This is a genomic window from Thalassospira xianhensis MCCC 1A02616 (assembly GCF_003326475.1).
Taxonomy (GTDB): Bacteria; Pseudomonadota; Alphaproteobacteria; order Rhodospirillales; family Thalassospiraceae; genus Thalassospira; species Thalassospira xianhensis.
In genome coordinates this window covers 43,458-57,273 of sequence record NZ_JPWA01000023.1, presented here as the reverse complement: position 1 = coordinate 57,273, position 13,816 = coordinate 43,458, and the positions used below count along the sequence as shown (strand labels likewise).

The following is a 13,816-nucleotide window of genomic DNA, read 5'->3' as shown; positions in this document are numbered from 1 at the left end:
GCAGTATCAAAGCCCGATCACGTCCCAGTCATGTTCGCTTTTCATGCCGAGCTGCTGACGGAGTTGCAGCATGGTGCGGCTGAGCAGGTTGCGCATGGCTTCGCGGGCATCGCCCGGTTCGCGGTGCGCGATGGCGCGGTAGACCGCGAAATGGTCGGGCAGGGATTTGACATGCGCCTTTGGCCCGCCCGAGGACAGGCGGAACGAGCCGATCAGCGCGGTTTCAATCAGCATGCCGAACGATTTCATGAAATCATTGCCCGACGCATCCAAAATCGCCTGATGGAAAACAAGGTCGGTGATATAGACGGCCTCGGTGCCGAGTTCGGCATTTTCCATGCCGGTATAGGCGGCCTCGATGGTGGCGAGCTGTTCCTCGGTCGCGCGTTCGGCGGCCATGGCGGCGGTGTTGGGCTCGATAATCATGCGGGTTTCAAACAGGCCATACAGAAACGCCGGATCGGGATCAGGGAAATGCCAGGACAGAACATCGGGATCAAGCAGGTTCCAGCTTTTGCGCGGTTTGACGCGCGTGCCGGTTTTCGGACGGCTTTCGATCAGCCCCTTGGCCGAGAGGATTTTGATGGCCTCGCGCAGGGCCGTGCGCGAGACGTCAAGCGATTCACTCAAGGCCGCCTCGGTCGGAAGGACATCGCCCGGTGCCAGTTTGCCCGAAACGATCCGTGATCCCAGATCGTGGGCAACGATGCTGTGCAGGCTGCGTTTGGCATAGGTTCGTGACATGGACGATGGCATTCAAATTCCTCCGGTGCGGTCTTTTGATATCTGCGGACGGCGGTGGTTCGGTATGTGACCGCACTCTGACATTATTCATATAATATGAATTTATTTTTAGGGCAATGTCTGAGCGCCCGATAATGCCTTGTGCTGCAACGCATATATTTATTTCGGTGGCATCGCAGCAACCGCGATCACGCCCTATCGGAGGTGTCATTTTTATAGACCACTTATCACCAAATAAGAAGCAATCACTTGCAGCAGACTTTGCCGGTTTGTCGCTTGACAGCAAGCCACATCCTGATAATTAATGTTATTGTATGAAGAATAAAAGAACAAGACTGTCAGGAGGAAGCACCATGCCGCGCATGAACGGGTATTGTAAACGGGTATCATAATCCGGCCTGAAAGATGCGCGATTGTGGATTTTCGCAAAATTTGCGGGTCGGCGGGCGAGATGTTTTCGCATTCACCGAGTCACCCAACCACCCGCTGCGATGCCCTTTGAGTACCCCGTCTGGGGTGCCATTCTGCCAGTTTGAACCCTGATCCCCGATCATGGCGTGCCGGACGGACCGGTACCCGGAGGGGGATCGGCACACAAAGACCAGATGACGGGAGAGCCGACGATCATGTCCGATCGCATGCCAACGAACTATACCAGCCTTGCCGATAAATCGGTTTTCATTACCGGCGGTGCCACGGGCATTGGCGAGGCGCTTGTCACCGCCTTTGTCGAGCAGGGGGCGAAGGTCGCCTTTGTCGACATTGCCGAGGAAGCAGGCCATGCGCTTGTTGAAAAGCTGGCTAAGGACGCGAAAAACAAGCCGCTTTTCATCACATGCGACATTACCGATATCAAGGCGCTTCAGGATGCGGTGGCAACGGCGGCCAAGGCCAATGGCCCGATCACCGCACTGCTGAACAATGCCGCCAATGACACCCGCCATAAATGGCAGGACGTGACCCCGGAATATTGGGATGAACGCCAGGCGATCAATATCCGCCCGTCGTTTTTTGCCATTCAGGCGGTCGCCCCGATGATGCAGAAGGCCGGTGGTGGCGCGATTGTCAATTTCGGGTCGGTGAGCTGGATGATGGGGCAGGGCGGCATGCCGGGCTATACCACGGCAAAGGCCGCAACCCACGGGCTTACGCGCGGTATGGCGCGTGACCTTGGCAAGGATGGCATCCGGGTCAATACGCTTGTGCCCGGCTGGGTCATGACGCAGCGCCAGCTTGACCTTTGGGTCGATGAAGCCGCCGAGCGCGAGATTGACGAGCGCCAGTGCCTTAAAAACAGGGTGATGCCGCAGGATATCGCGCGCATGGCGCTGTTCCTGACCTCGGATGAAAGCCGCATGGTCACGGCACAGAACTTTATCGTTGATGGCGGCTGGGTCTGATCCGGGCGGGGTATAAACGCCGCCGCGGATTTTAACCGTTACAGATTATCAAGCAGATTATCAGGACAGATTTCATGAGACTGGTTCAATACAAGGATACGAGCGGCGCGCAGCATGTGGCCGTGGTCGAGGATGCCAAGACCCTGATCCCGCTTAAGGGCGTTGCCACCACGCGCGAGCTTGCCAGTGCGGCAATTGCCGAAGGCACGACGATGATCGCGGCCGCCAAGGCGCGCCTGGGCGACACCCGCGTTGATTATGACGAAGTCGCCAAATCCGGCCGTCTGTTGCCACCGATCACCCATGCCGATCCGGCGCATTTCCTTGTTACCGGAACGGGGTTGACCCACCTTGGCTCTGCCTCGGCACGGGCGAACATGCACAAGGCCGATAACAAGGCGGCGGACGAAACGGATTCCATGAAGATGTTTCGCATGGGCGTTGAAGGCGGCAAGCCGAAAGCAGGCGAACAGGGCGTGCAGCCGGAATGGTTTTACAAGGGCGATGGCTCCGTCGTGGCCAATCCGGGCGCGGATATTCCAAGCCCGTCCTTTGCCCTTGATGGCAGCGAGGAACCCGAAATTGCCGCGATTTACGTAATTGACCCCGAAGGCAATCCGGTGCGCATCGGCTTTGCGATTGGCAACGAGTTTTCCGACCATGTGATGGAACGCCAGAATTACCTTTATCTGGCGCATTCGAAATTGCGTGCCTGCGCGATGGGGCCGGAATTGCTTCTGGGCGATCTGCCAAGCCATGTTGAAGGCACGTCACGGCTTTATCGCGATGGCAAGGTGATCTGGGAAAAACCATTCCTGAGTGGCGAGGACAATATGTCTCACTCTCTCGCCAATCTTGAATACCATCACTTCAAATATGATCTGTTCTGCCGCCCGGGCGATGTGCATGCGCATTTCTTTGGCACGGCGACGCTTAGCTTTGCCGATGGCATCAAGACGCAGGATGGCGACGAGTTCGAGATCGAGGCCGCCCCGTTTGGCCGCGCATTGCGCAACCGGCTGAAAACGCAGGCGGAACGCAAGGTGACGATCAGGTCGATCTGATTGGTCGGATCTATCTGACGCCCAAGGGATATCTGGGTTTTACCAAGGGGCCACGATAAAAGCCCCGTCTCCCTCCAGAGCACTTCGTGCCCCGGCTCAAGTTATTGGGCCGGGGTTTTGTTTTTTGAGGTCGATGAAGTTGATGCTTTTCGCCAGTGTTTTGAGGTGCTGGCGTATTCAAGAATTCGAAAATCTCAGCACGGTAGGGAGAATGGTCTTTATCTTGCATAGGTTGCAGTAGACGCAATGTAAAAATGTTTCACATGCAAATGCATAGGCCGGTATGGCCGCATTTAAATACGGGAAGATATTCATGGTCGCTGCACTTAACGCTTACTCACAAGGCTTGTCGGTACAGGAAAGTGCTTCGCGCAGTGCGGGCAGGGGAGCAGTAAAGACAGAGGCCCAAAACCAATCACCCGGCAATAGCGGCGCGAGGTCCGCCGATACGGTGGAAATATCTGCCGAGGCGCAAAAACGAATGCAGGCGGAAGAGGCACAAAATGCCGCGCTTGATGAAAAAATTTCTTACTTCGAACAATTCAGGCCAACCCGAGAAGGGTTTTCTTCGCGTAACCTGGCTCAGGGTATTGTAGACCCCGGGGCGCAACCATTCTCGCAAAATCGTTCTTTTGAAGAAGTTGCGCAAGCTGCCCGTGAAAACATGGACGGCAAATATCAGCAGATGCGCGACAGTGGTGAGCCATATGGCACGGATAATTTTGAAGGGAAAGAATGGTATTCTCTCATGGGCGATTTAGATCGTCGGGCCCTTTATGCCGTGGCAAGCAATGAAGGGGGATCTTTTTCCAAAGAGGAGCAAGATATAGCGAGAAATATCATGCTCGGCCAGCAGGGTATGGCTATGGGGCTGTATAACGGCCCAACCCGTCTGGCGGGAGAGTTTACAGCTTTGCTCCCGACCTCCAATGCCGATCATATGCGCAACTATAAGGCGGGCATCCAGTTTCTCGATCAGGTGAGCATCGAAGAAAAAGCAATGAGCGTTGAATGGGCGTATCAACGGGGCAGCCTGCAATACAGCTATGAACTCATGGCGCGTGGCGAGGGGGTAACCCCGCAGAATTTCGATATCGATCATCCGCTTGTGAATCTGATCTTGGGAGCACTGGAATCATCCTCCGGCTTTAGCCGTGATGCAGATGTCAGCAGCAAGGAAGAATTGCTTGATGAACCGTGGTTTGAGGGCTACGTAGATCGCCTTGATAATGTCATGGCGCAAGTGCGTGACGTATACGGCCTGTCTGAATAATTAAGTCTCCATGCTTCAAAAAGAGGACAAAGCCTTTTTGTTGCTGATGCGTGCATGTGCGATTGGGCCGGGGTTTTGTTTCTGGGGGACACAGGGCCTTTCAGATTTCATCATCCCTTGTCTGGCAGACGCATTCGATATTGTTGCCGTCCGGGTCCAATATGAAGGCGGCATAGTAGTTCGAATGATAGTTGTGTCGAATGCCGGGTGCGCCGTTATCGCGGCCACCAGCGGCAAGGGCGGCTGCGTGAAACGCATCGACAGTCGCCCTTTGGGGAGCCGAAAACCCAATATGTATCGGGCTGTTTACAGGTTTACCATCATGGAACCACAGTCTGGGGTAGCCATCCCTGCCAAGGCCGTAATGTATTGCGCCCGAGCGGGTTTGCATCGCGTTCTGGCTGATAATGCATTTGATGCCAAGCGGTGCCAGCGCGGCTTCGTAAAAGCGTTTGGAGGTGTCGGCATTTGTTACGGCAAATTCGATGTGATCCAAAAACATGCAGAGTTCCCTTTTGGTCGTGATCGGGTGTCAGACGTCCATGATTTGCGTGTCGGCAATCGTTTCGGCAAAATCACTGCCAAATAAACCAAGCGGTGTCTGGAAGCCCGGTTTGACGGTACCTGCCAGAACGCGGCGGGCGGCCTCGGCCGCGGCAAGCGGTGTGAAAGAATAGCCATTGACCGTATCGAGCCGTGCCCGATGGATTGAGCCATCCATGTCTGTGATTTCGACCGCTGCCTGATAGCGGTTTGCCTGTCGTTCGGTTTCCGATGGGCCGTCAGGGAGGTCGGCAAGGTTGCCGTTGGGAAAAGCATCCCCTGAAACATGAACATATGTTTCAATGTCGGGGATACGGGTTGCCTGCCACAGGGTAATCAGGTCCGGCAATGTTAAGGGGATACCAGATACCGGCCCGTTGCCGAAATCGAACATCTGTAAATGACCGGAGGTGCGGGGCTGGAGTTTGCCATCTTTGCACACCAGTGTTTCGACCATCATGTTTTCGGAAGCGCTGATGGCCGAGCCGCGCGACATCGTGCCGGAAACATGCAATGCGATGGCAATTTTCCTGGCATTCTTCGTGTTTTTGATCACATGACCCGCAAGAGACCCAAGTATCGCAACGCTGCCGCCACTTCCGGGCAAGAGCATGACGCCTGCTGTCGCCGCCGATGCATCAAGCTGCTGTGCAAGGAGGTAGCTGTTTAGTTCGGCGGATACATCAAGATAATGCACCCCATTGCGAATGGCGGCATGCATCAATGGTTCTGCCGTATGCAGATACGGCCCCGCGCAATTCAAAAGCACGCCACAATCAGATAGGGCCGCGTCAAGGGTGTCAGGGTCGTCGAGGGCGAACACCCGTGTGGCGACACCGAGGTCTTTGGCGAGTATTTCAAGCTGTTGCGCGTTACGTCCGGCAATCAGAAGCGGCAGCCCGAGAGAGTGTGCCGCTTTTGCCGTCAACCGGCCTGTATACCCGGTTGCGCCATAGATGATGAGGTGTTTCATGATGCGTGCTGCCAGCTTTTGTAAACGAATTCGAGACTGTATCCATCGGGATCGCGAACCTGCGCCGCGTAGTAGTGCGGGTCGTAATGCAATTGTGCGCCGGGGGCGTGTATCTCCGTCGCACCGGCTTCGAGAGCAGCCGAATGGGCGGCTTTAACCTCTGCCTCCGAATTGGCAACAAAACCTATATGCACGGCATTCATCGAGGGTTCTCCTTGGCGGAGCCAGAAGAAGATACGCCCGTTGGCGCCAAAGCCCTTCAGGTCGGGATGGCCCGCCGGGCCGTCTTTTCCGTCATAATCGTGACGCACCGTAATGTGCAGTGAAGGCAGGACTGCTTCGTAAAATGCGATGGAGCGCGTCATATTCGAAACGGTGAGAAAGATGTGGTCCAGCATGTCTATTGATATCCTTGACGGTGATCAGATCATGTAGCCGCCGCTGATTTCGATGGTCTGTGCATTGACCCAGCGGTTATGCGTCGAAAGCAGGCTTGCGATGGCTTCGCCGACGTCTTCGGGTTCGCCGACGCGGCCCAGAGATGTTTGCCCGGCAAGCAGGGTTTCGAATTCTTCGTTCAGACCGCCGCCCAATTCTGTGCGGATCGGGCCGGGGGCAATGGCATTTGCGCGAATGGACCGGTTGCCAAATTCTTTCGCCTGATAGCGGGTCAGGGTTTCAAGAGCGGCCTTGAAACTCGCATAGGGGGCAACGCCAGCGGTGGCGACGCGCGATGTGGCACTGGTGACATTGATGATATGCCCGCCATCCGCCATCAGCGGGAGCAGGGTTTGGGTCAGGAAGAACGGCCCCTTCAGATGAACCTTAAACAGGCCATCGAACTGTTCTTCGGTTACGGTCTCCATCAGATTATAAAGACCGTAACCGGCATTATTGACCAGATAATCGAAATCAGTGCGATCCCAATGTGACGCCAGCGCATTTGAGACAGCGTCACGGAAGGCCGGAAAGGTGAGGCTTTGGGAGACATCAAGCGGCAGGGCGATGGCGTTGCCGCCTTTTTCAACGATATGATCCACCACGGCCTGAGCCTTTTGCGGGTTGGTATTGTAGGTCAGAATGACGCCCAGTCCGGCCATTGCGCAGGCGGTTGCGGTTGCAGCCCCGATCCCGCGGCTTCCACCGGTGATGATGACGATTTTCATGGTTGGCTCTTTTTGTTGTGTTGACTGATGGAGACAACATATGACGGAGCCGCTGTGCCTGCTCACCCGTTCCTGTCTGGAACTTGCCTATTTCTGCTTTTGTCTTGTTCGCGGTTCTTCCTTGTGACTAAAGTCCGGCCATGGAAAAGCAGCTTGCAGAACTCAGACATCTTGCCAGTCGTGCGGAAAACCGGAAAACCGAAACGGGTATTCCCCGGGTTGCCATGGTGCAGGGCGAAATACCGGAACATCATCTTTCGGCTGTCTATGAGCCGATGGTGAACCTTATTTTGCGCGGTTCAAAAACGATGACGGTCGGGGATCGGACCTATCACTATGATCCTGCCACCTATTTCGTGATGTCGGTTGATTTGCCTGCGGTCGGTTCGGTGCATCCATCAGAAGAGGGGACACCTTATTTGGCGGTCAGTCTGACATTGTCGCCGCCGGTTGTGGCGGATTTTCTTGCTGACTTGCCTGTTCCTGCCAATGGCGGGGTTGATCGTTCCGGCTTTTCGGTGGCACCGGTTACGACGGAATTGTTGGATGCCTGGCTTCGCATGTTGCGGTTGATGGACAAACCTGACGAGATTGCGGCACTTGCGCCGGCATATGAGCGGGAAATTCTGTTTCGGGTCTTGCAGGGGCCGCTTGGCTGGATGCTGCGCGATATTGCAATGCCTGATACGGCCCTGTCACGTATTGCCGTGACCATCCAATGGATACGGGAAAATTTCGCCGAGCGACTGAGCATTGATTCTTTGGCCGGAATGGCCGCCATGAGCGTGTCGGCATTTCATCGGCATTTCAAGGCGGTTACGGCGTTAAGTCCGCTTCAGTACCAAAAACGCATGCGGCTTCTTCAGGCGCGGTCCATGCTTGTTTCCGGCGCGGGCAACGCCACCAGTGTTTCTTTTGGCGTGGGTTATGAAAGCGTGACGCAGTTTAGCCGGGAATATGCACGGTTCTTCGGTTTGCCGCCTTCGCGCGATATTGCACGACTTCGAAAATCAAACGGAAAAACGGGCGGGTAATGGTGGCGGCAAGCCTGATCCAGCCCCAGACTCAGACCCAGACCCAGACCCAGACCCAGACTTTGCCATGGCAAGACCGGAAGACCAAAGTCATCGCGCAATGTTACATTTCGCCGGTGCGTATGGTTTCGGCACCCTTGGCATGGTCAAGCTTGCCCAGGGTTGTCGCCAGAGCGTGCTGCATCTTCCTGGCCGCGCCAGAATATGCGCCTTCAAGCGTTGCGGCCTGTTCGCTGACCACTTCGGGTTGACGTCCTTCCAGGCGGGCTTCGATGAGGCAATGCTTGTCGGACCTGCCGGACTTGTCGCCATCTGCATCGGAAAGGTGGACTTCAATGCGGGTGATGTGTCGGCTGTAGCGATCCAGATGGTTGTAGATCCGGGCTGAAACGTGGGCGGAGAGTTCTTCTCCGCCCGCTATGTTATTGTCGGTATTGACCTGAATTTGCATGACGAATTCCCTTGCTCATCCTTGCGTTTTTTGGCGGGTTTATTGCTTGATGCGGGAAATCTTGGTGCCTTCGATGCTGACGCTGAGCATCAGGCCTTCCTGATCGAAGATGAAGGCATAGGCATCATCCTTTAGGGTTGATGTGGACAGGTTCTTGGCGGCACCTTCGTCCATCACGACCACGGTCGGCCCAACGCCGATTTCCCAGCCGTTGGATTTATCGAGATAGTCTATCGCCTTGTCGGTCATCAGAAACACGGCATAGCCAAAGGATTGCGCGCCGGCCTGAAGGCCCCAGGAGGCCGAAACGGAGTTGTAATACTTGTCGAACTTGCCGTCCTCAAGAAGGGCGCCCTCGCCATAGGCACCGCCAAAGACCAGACCCGCCTTGATAATGCGCGGGAATATCAGGATGGCTTTGGCTTCCTTGGAAAGCTGCTTGGCGACCGGGTGGGTGCCATAGAGCTTTTGCAGGGACTGGTTTGATAAAGTGTTGAGTTCCTCGACCGAAGCCGCATGTGCGACAGGGGCCGTGGCGATCGAGATTGGAAGGGCGGTCGCCCCCGTGAGGACGAGCGCAATTAGTATTTTTCGGATGATTGTCATGTTGGCAGTCCTTCTGAATGAGAGAGGTTCTTAGGGTCACACGGCGCGGCCCTGGAAGGCACGGATAAGCCAGAACACGATGAAGATCGTCAGGATCAAGCCAAGAACACCGCCCAGTCCAACGCCGCCATATGTGCTGTAGCCGTAATATCCACCACCGCCGCCGATAAGCAGGAGCACCAAAACGATGAATATGATTGTTCTCATTACCTGAAATTCCCTTTGAAAACGGATGACCTTCGCGGCATCACGGACCGAGACGTCCGTTGTCTGAAACCCTGGTGAGCCTGCGGCATGTTTTAGACCGAGTTCCGGCAAGCCCAGTCCGTTAGCGTGCCAATGATCGGCGAATAACACACCGCAGCGCGATCAGGCCGCGACCGACGTGATGCCGTAATGGGCGCGGAATTTTTCTTCAAAGGCCGGGTCAATCATTTCAGAGGCGTCGTAGGCCTCACGGTCTTTTACCTTCTGGCGATTGACGCTGATGTTCACCAGTTCGTCCTCCGAATTGATGTCCTTTACCGAGCGCGGGGAGATCAGCACCTTCTTGCCGGTCCACCAGTTTTTTGTATCGATGACGAGGTAATGAATGCCCCAATCAGCATCCTGGATGATCATGTCCTCGACGTGACCGATCTCGCCGTCCGTGGCATTGATGTGATAGCCGGTGACCTCTTCGACGCTGCGCAGATGCACGTCACCGCTGTTTTTGCGGGCAAGGATCATTTCCTCCTCGCGCTGTTTTGAGGCGGATGAAACCGGCATCGCGCCGCCCATTCCGCCCAGGTAACCGTAACCACCGGCCATGCCCGCACCGCCGGTCATGCCATAGCCGCTATTCCAATACGGGCTGTATCCGTAGTAACCGTAAACGTCGGTTTCCATCTGTCGCGACACGGGCTTGTCCGTGTCTACCTTCGGGCTTTCCTCGATCTGCTTTTTTGTCAGTTTTATGGAGCATTCCTCTTTGTCGGTATCGAGGTGGTCCATCGCCGATGTCGGCAGCAGAACCTTGCGACTGGAGAGCCAATTGCCGGTATCGACAACCAGCCACCGGACGAGCCAGTTGGTGTCATCGAAGAAAAAGTCGCTGATCTTGCCGATTTTGCCGTCACTTGCCGAGATGGCGTAGCCAATGATCTTCGATCCATTCCACAACATGTCAGACTCCTTTGCGTTATCGGGGATTGTTGATAACACGGTGATTCTTAAACTAGTTCAGGTGGAACGGAGCTGATGCATATTAACTTCCGCGTGCATTTATTTGATTGGTTGAAGGCAGCGTGATGGGGACTGCATAAAGAAAACCCCGGCAGTCAGGGGAACTGCCGGGGTGCACTGGGCCCGCCTGATCAAGCATCAGGGTGGGGGTGGGGCGATGCTTAAGCCTGTTCGGTTGCGGGAACAGGGCTGGTCCGCAGACCCAGTGTAACGATGATCGATGCGCCCACCAGCAACATGCCGGCGATGGTAAACACGCCAAGCGCGCCGCTGGCGTCAAACAGAAGGCCGCCAACGCCAGAGCCCGTCGCAATCGCAAGCTGGAACCCGGCGACCAGAAGGCCGCCGCCGCTTTCGGCCTCATCCGGGACGGTGCGCGTGATCCAGGTTGACCATGCGACCGGAACGCCGCCAAAGGCCATGCCCCAGATCGCGACAAGAACGGTGGTCGGGACAATCGCGCCCTGGATGGAAACCATGCCGATCCCGGCCAGCCCCATGATCATCGGCATCAGGGCAATCGTCATGCGCAGCGACCGCGCAACCAGCGCACCGCCGACATAGGTGCCGATGAAATTGGCAAGACCAAAGCCGAGCAGAATGCCCGAAACGCCCGCCGTCGCAACGCCGGTGATGTTTTCAAGGAACGGCCGGACATAGGTGAACAGGGCGAAATGGCCGGTAATGATCAGGACCAGCGAAAACAGGCCGAATTTCATGCGCGGGCGGCTGATGACCTCGACCAATGTGCGCAGCGTTGCACGGCCCCGCGGCGGCATTTTCGGCAGGGTCAGGAACTGTACGACGAGGGCTAGAACGCCGAGCAGGGAGGCGAGCAGGAACACATCGCGCCAGCCGATCACATCGCCAAGATAGCTTCCGAGCGGGGCGGCAAAGATGGTGGCAGCGGAAACGCCGCTAAACAGGATGGAGAGCGCGCGCGGAATGCTTTTTTCCGGCACAAGGCGCATGACGGTGGCGGCCGACATGGTCCAGAAACCGCCCAGCGCAATGCCCAGCAGCACACGACCGGCCAGCAGCACCACAAAGCTTGGCGCGGTGGCGACCATGATGTTGGAGATGGTCAGCAGCACGGAAAAGCCCAGCAGGACATAACGGCGGTCAATGCTGCGGGTGACGGTTGCGGTCAAAAGGCTTGTGATCAGGGCCAGAATGGCGGTGGTTGACATCGCCTGACCAGCGAGGCCTTCGGTAATTTGCAGGTCATCGGCCATCGGGGTCAGCAGGCTTACGGGCAGGAATTCGGCCGTGACCAGCCCGAAAACCCCCAATGTCATGGAAATAACCGCCCACCAGGCCGGCGCGCCTTGCGCGGCAGCAGCCGTGGGCCTATTTACTGTCTCAGTCATCGAATGTCCTCTCGGATAGAGTGTTTGTGCATTGCAATCAGAATAGAGTGGACGTGCCGGACGGGCTATGCCAGTTTCTCCTTGATTATTGATCAATCGTCCGAAATTGGGCGAATTATCCCGGAACTGATGACATGCAGATGCTTTCCAGTGACCTGATCAGCGAGCTTTTGCTCGGCATGCGGCTTGACGGGCTGCATTACAACCGCATCCAGATTTCCCCGCCCTTTGGCGTACGATTTGGCGATGACCCGACGCGCGCACAGTTTCATTTCATCGCGCGCGGGCGGGTTTACCTGCGCACCGATAGCGGGGTTGTCCATACGCTTGAGGCCGGTGATGCGGTGCTTTTGCCGCGTGGCGGCATTCATGCGCTGCTCTCGGACCCGTCCATCCCGTGCCTTGACGTGACCGATTACAGTGTCACGACGATCTGTCGCCGGGTGGATGACATTCATGCCTGCAAGGCGGAGCAGTGCCGCAGCACCGATACGCTTATTTTCAGCGGCTGCATGGAATTTGACCTTGGCGGGATGCATCCGCTGGTCAGCATGATGCCGGAAGTCATGCAGGTCGGAACCCTTATTGATCGAAACCCCGAACTTTTACCGGTGCTGGAAGCCATGGCGCGCGAGGTTTCGACCGAGCGCGCCGGTTTTGCCGGCATCCTGACGCGGCTTGCCGATGTGGTGTCGGCATCGATCGTGCGCGACTGGGTCGAATGTGGATGCGGTGATGCGCAAGGTTGGGTCGAGGCATTGCGCGACCCGCGCATGGGGCGTGTGATTGCCGCCATCCATCGCGATCCGGGCCGCAACTGGACCGTCGAGGCGATGGCATCGGAAATGGGCAGTTCGCGGTCGGTCTTTGCCGAACGGTTCCTTGAAGTCACCGGGGTAACGCCGCTTCGTTATGTCACCGAACTTCGCATGCGGCTTGCCAGCCAGTGGATCACACGTGATCGCATGTCGATTGATGTGGTGGCCGAACGGCTTGGCTATGGCTCGCAGGCGGCATTCAGCCGGGCGTTCAAACGCACGACCGGCAAATCACCGGGCACGATCCGAAGTCCCCGGACGGAGCGCGAAACACGGGTGGCCTGAGACCGGTCAGAAATGCCCGTAAAGGGCGCGTGTGCCATTTTCGGCGGCGTCGCGGAGGGCGGCGAGTAGCGTATCGCGTTTCTGTTCGATCAGGGTCGGCGATGCGCCGAATACCGAAAGGGCGGAAACCATGCGGCCATGCTGGGTCAGGATCGGGACGGCGATGGCGTAAATGTCGCTTTCGCGTTCGCCGTTATTTGTTGAAAAGCCCTGTTCGCGGATGGTGCGCAGTTCGGATTTGAGTGCGGGCAGATCGGTGATGGTGCGATCCGTCATACCGGTCAGGCGGATGCCATCGAAATAGCGGTCCTGTTGATCAGGCGCCATGAAAGCCAGCCACAATTTGCCATGTGCCGTGCAAAAGGCATCAAGGCGCGATCCGATGCGGATATCGACATAAAGCGAACGATCCGGCAGGGCCTTGGCGATGCAGACCGCCATGTCGCGATCAAATTCGGTGGCCATGCAGGCCTCGCCGACATTACGGGCCAGATCGTCCAGCACCGGCTGGATCAGATTGGGCAGGCTGCCATCACGCAGCACGCGATCCCCCAGATCGGCAAAGACATAGCCCAGCCGGAACACCCCGCGCGCAACCATGCGCAGCGCACCGGCGTGCTCAAGCGTATGCAGGAACCGGTGGGCGGTGATGGTGTTGATGCCAAGGGCGGCCGCCGTGTCGCTTGCGGTCAGTTCTGTTCGTCCCTCGGCAAACAGTTCGAGGATGCGAAACGCCTTGAGCACCGATCCGTTAAGCTGGCTTGGCATCCTGTTTCCTTTGGTCTGGTGGTTTTGTGCCGCACGCGCGTGATTTTGCATCGCGGTGCCTTGACGCATGCCCGATTTCAAGAATAAACTATATTAT

General features: G+C 56.6%; 16 protein-coding genes. 5 read left to right on the top strand and 11 right to left on the bottom strand.

Annotation, left to right across the window (positions count from 1 at the left end; genetic code table 11):
- Positions 1 to 6: 6 nt before the first annotated feature.
- A complete protein-coding gene (locus tag TH5_RS17250; RefSeq protein ID WP_114122885.1) occupies positions 7 to 756 on the bottom strand; it encodes a FadR/GntR family transcriptional regulator in 750 nt (249 codons plus the stop codon).
- Between the two features lie 614 nt (positions 757 to 1,370).
- Here TH5_RS17250 and TH5_RS17245 point away from each other — a divergent pair.
- From TH5_RS17245 to TH5_RS17235, 3 genes are all read left to right on the top strand, one after another.
- The gene (locus tag TH5_RS17245) at positions 1,371 to 2,144 is read left to right on the top strand and encodes an SDR family NAD(P)-dependent oxidoreductase (RefSeq protein ID WP_114122907.1); all 774 of its coding nucleotides are present in this window, start codon (positions 1,371 to 1,373) and stop codon (positions 2,142 to 2,144) included.
- 74 nt (positions 2,145 to 2,218) lie between these two features.
- On the top strand, positions 2,219 to 3,208 hold the full coding sequence (gene araD1 / locus TH5_RS17240) for an AraD1 family protein (protein WP_114122884.1): 990 nt from the start codon (positions 2,219 to 2,221) through the stop codon (positions 3,206 to 3,208).
- Between the two features lie 313 nt (positions 3,209 to 3,521).
- The gene (locus TH5_RS17235; RefSeq protein WP_147250124.1) at positions 3,522 to 4,481 is read left to right on the top strand and encodes a hypothetical protein; all 960 of its coding nucleotides are present in this window, start codon (positions 3,522 to 3,524) and stop codon (positions 4,479 to 4,481) included.
- Between the two features lie 100 nt (positions 4,482 to 4,581).
- Here the strand turns inward: TH5_RS17235 and TH5_RS17230 are convergent, their stop codons facing one another.
- From TH5_RS17230 to TH5_RS17215, 4 genes are read right to left on the bottom strand one after another with little or no spacing between them, the layout of a single operon-like run.
- Complete coding sequence (locus TH5_RS17230) at positions 4,582 to 4,983, bottom strand: VOC family protein (protein WP_114122882.1); 402 nt, start codon at positions 4,981 to 4,983, stop codon at positions 4,582 to 4,584.
- Positions 4,984 to 5,013: 30 nt separating this feature from the next.
- Entirely contained in the window at positions 5,014 to 5,997 is a 984-nt protein-coding gene (locus tag TH5_RS17225) for a saccharopine dehydrogenase family protein (RefSeq protein WP_114122881.1), read from the bottom strand.
- Positions 5,994 to 6,395 carry a VOC family protein gene (locus TH5_RS17220; protein WP_114122880.1) on the bottom strand — a complete coding sequence of 134 codons (402 nt, stop codon included), beginning with the start codon at positions 6,393 to 6,395 and terminating at the stop codon, positions 5,994 to 5,996. Before TH5_RS17220 ends, TH5_RS17225 begins: the two co-directional genes overlap by 4 nt.
- A 24-nt stretch (positions 6,396 to 6,419) precedes the next feature.
- Positions 6,420 to 7,163, bottom strand: coding sequence for an SDR family NAD(P)-dependent oxidoreductase (locus TH5_RS17215; protein ID WP_114122879.1), 744 nt, complete (start codon positions 7,161 to 7,163; stop codon positions 6,420 to 6,422).
- 140 nt (positions 7,164 to 7,303) lie between these two features.
- Between TH5_RS17215 and TH5_RS17210 the strand changes: the two genes are divergently transcribed.
- Positions 7,304 to 8,197, top strand: a complete 894-nt coding sequence (locus TH5_RS17210; protein WP_114122878.1) for an AraC family transcriptional regulator — start codon at positions 7,304 to 7,306, stop codon at positions 8,195 to 8,197.
- Positions 8,198 to 8,300: 103 nt separating this feature from the next.
- Here the strand turns inward: TH5_RS17210 and TH5_RS17205 are convergent, their stop codons facing one another.
- From TH5_RS17205 to TH5_RS17185, 5 genes are all read right to left on the bottom strand, one after another.
- Positions 8,301 to 8,648, bottom strand: coding sequence for an HPF/RaiA family ribosome-associated protein (locus TH5_RS17205; protein ID WP_114122877.1), 348 nt, complete (start codon positions 8,646 to 8,648; stop codon positions 8,301 to 8,303).
- 39 nt (positions 8,649 to 8,687) lie between these two features.
- Positions 8,688 to 9,254, bottom strand: coding sequence for a lipid-binding SYLF domain-containing protein (locus TH5_RS17200; RefSeq protein ID WP_114122876.1), 567 nt, complete (start codon positions 9,252 to 9,254; stop codon positions 8,688 to 8,690).
- A 36-nt stretch (positions 9,255 to 9,290) separates the two neighbouring features.
- On the bottom strand, positions 9,291 to 9,461 hold the full coding sequence (locus tag TH5_RS17195) for a DUF3309 family protein (protein ID WP_114122875.1): 171 nt from the start codon (positions 9,459 to 9,461) through the stop codon (positions 9,291 to 9,293).
- Between the two features lie 162 nt (positions 9,462 to 9,623).
- Positions 9,624 to 10,418 carry a PRC-barrel domain-containing protein gene (locus TH5_RS17190; protein WP_208638475.1) on the bottom strand — a complete coding sequence of 265 codons (795 nt, stop codon included), beginning with the start codon at positions 10,416 to 10,418 and terminating at the stop codon, positions 9,624 to 9,626.
- A gap of 221 nt (positions 10,419 to 10,639) precedes the next feature.
- Positions 10,640 to 11,848: an MFS transporter gene (locus tag TH5_RS17185; protein WP_114122874.1), complete on the bottom strand. Its 1,209-nt coding sequence runs from the start codon at positions 11,846 to 11,848 to the stop codon at positions 10,640 to 10,642.
- Between the two features lie 134 nt (positions 11,849 to 11,982).
- Between TH5_RS17185 and TH5_RS17180 the strand changes: the two genes are divergently transcribed.
- Positions 11,983 to 12,951: an AraC family transcriptional regulator gene (locus TH5_RS17180; RefSeq protein WP_114122873.1), complete on the top strand. Its 969-nt coding sequence runs from the start codon at positions 11,983 to 11,985 to the stop codon at positions 12,949 to 12,951.
- Positions 12,952 to 12,957: 6 nt separating this feature from the next.
- Here the strand turns inward: TH5_RS17180 and TH5_RS17175 are convergent, their stop codons facing one another.
- A complete protein-coding gene (locus tag TH5_RS17175) occupies positions 12,958 to 13,788 on the bottom strand; it encodes an IclR family transcriptional regulator (RefSeq protein ID WP_244204958.1) in 831 nt (276 codons plus the stop codon).
- Positions 13,789 to 13,816: the final 28 nt, after the last annotated feature.

Bases quoted from the DNA above. Each gene is read 5' to 3' on its own strand.
- TH5_RS17250 (WP_114122885.1), bottom strand. From the start codon at position 756: ATGCCATCGTCCATGTCACGAACCTATGCCAAACGCAGCCTGCACAGC.
- TH5_RS17245 (WP_114122907.1), top strand. From the start codon at position 1,371: ATGTCCGATCGCATGCCAACGAACTATACCAGCCTTGCCGATAAATCG.
- araD1 (WP_114122884.1), top strand. From the start codon at position 2,219: ATGAGACTGGTTCAATACAAGGATACGAGCGGCGCGCAGCATGTGGCC.
- TH5_RS17235 (WP_147250124.1), top strand. From the start codon at position 3,522: ATGGTCGCTGCACTTAACGCTTACTCACAAGGCTTGTCGGTACAGGAA.
- TH5_RS17230 (WP_114122882.1), bottom strand. From the start codon at position 4,983: ATGTTTTTGGATCACATCGAATTTGCCGTAACAAATGCCGACACCTCC.
- TH5_RS17225 (WP_114122881.1), bottom strand. From the start codon at position 5,997: ATGAAACACCTCATCATCTATGGCGCAACCGGGTATACAGGCCGGTTG.
- TH5_RS17220 (WP_114122880.1), bottom strand. From the start codon at position 6,395: ATGCTGGACCACATCTTTCTCACCGTTTCGAATATGACGCGCTCCATC.
- TH5_RS17215 (WP_114122879.1), bottom strand. From the start codon at position 7,163: ATGAAAATCGTCATCATCACCGGTGGAAGCCGCGGGATCGGGGCTGCA.
- TH5_RS17210 (WP_114122878.1), top strand. From the start codon at position 7,304: ATGGAAAAGCAGCTTGCAGAACTCAGACATCTTGCCAGTCGTGCGGAA.
- TH5_RS17205 (WP_114122877.1), bottom strand. From the start codon at position 8,648: ATGCAAATTCAGGTCAATACCGACAATAACATAGCGGGCGGAGAAGAA.
- TH5_RS17200 (WP_114122876.1), bottom strand. From the start codon at position 9,254: ATGACAATCATCCGAAAAATACTAATTGCGCTCGTCCTCACGGGGGCG.
- TH5_RS17195 (WP_114122875.1), bottom strand. From the start codon at position 9,461: ATGAGAACAATCATATTCATCGTTTTGGTGCTCCTGCTTATCGGCGGC.
- TH5_RS17190 (WP_208638475.1), bottom strand. From the start codon at position 10,418: ATGTTGTGGAATGGATCGAAGATCATTGGCTACGCCATCTCGGCAAGT.
- TH5_RS17185 (WP_114122874.1), bottom strand. From the start codon at position 11,848: ATGACTGAGACAGTAAATAGGCCCACGGCTGCTGCCGCGCAAGGCGCG.
- TH5_RS17180 (WP_114122873.1), top strand. From the start codon at position 11,983: ATGCAGATGCTTTCCAGTGACCTGATCAGCGAGCTTTTGCTCGGCATG.
- TH5_RS17175 (WP_244204958.1), bottom strand. From the start codon at position 13,788: ATGCGTCAAGGCACCGCGATGCAAAATCACGCGCGTGCGGCACAAAAC.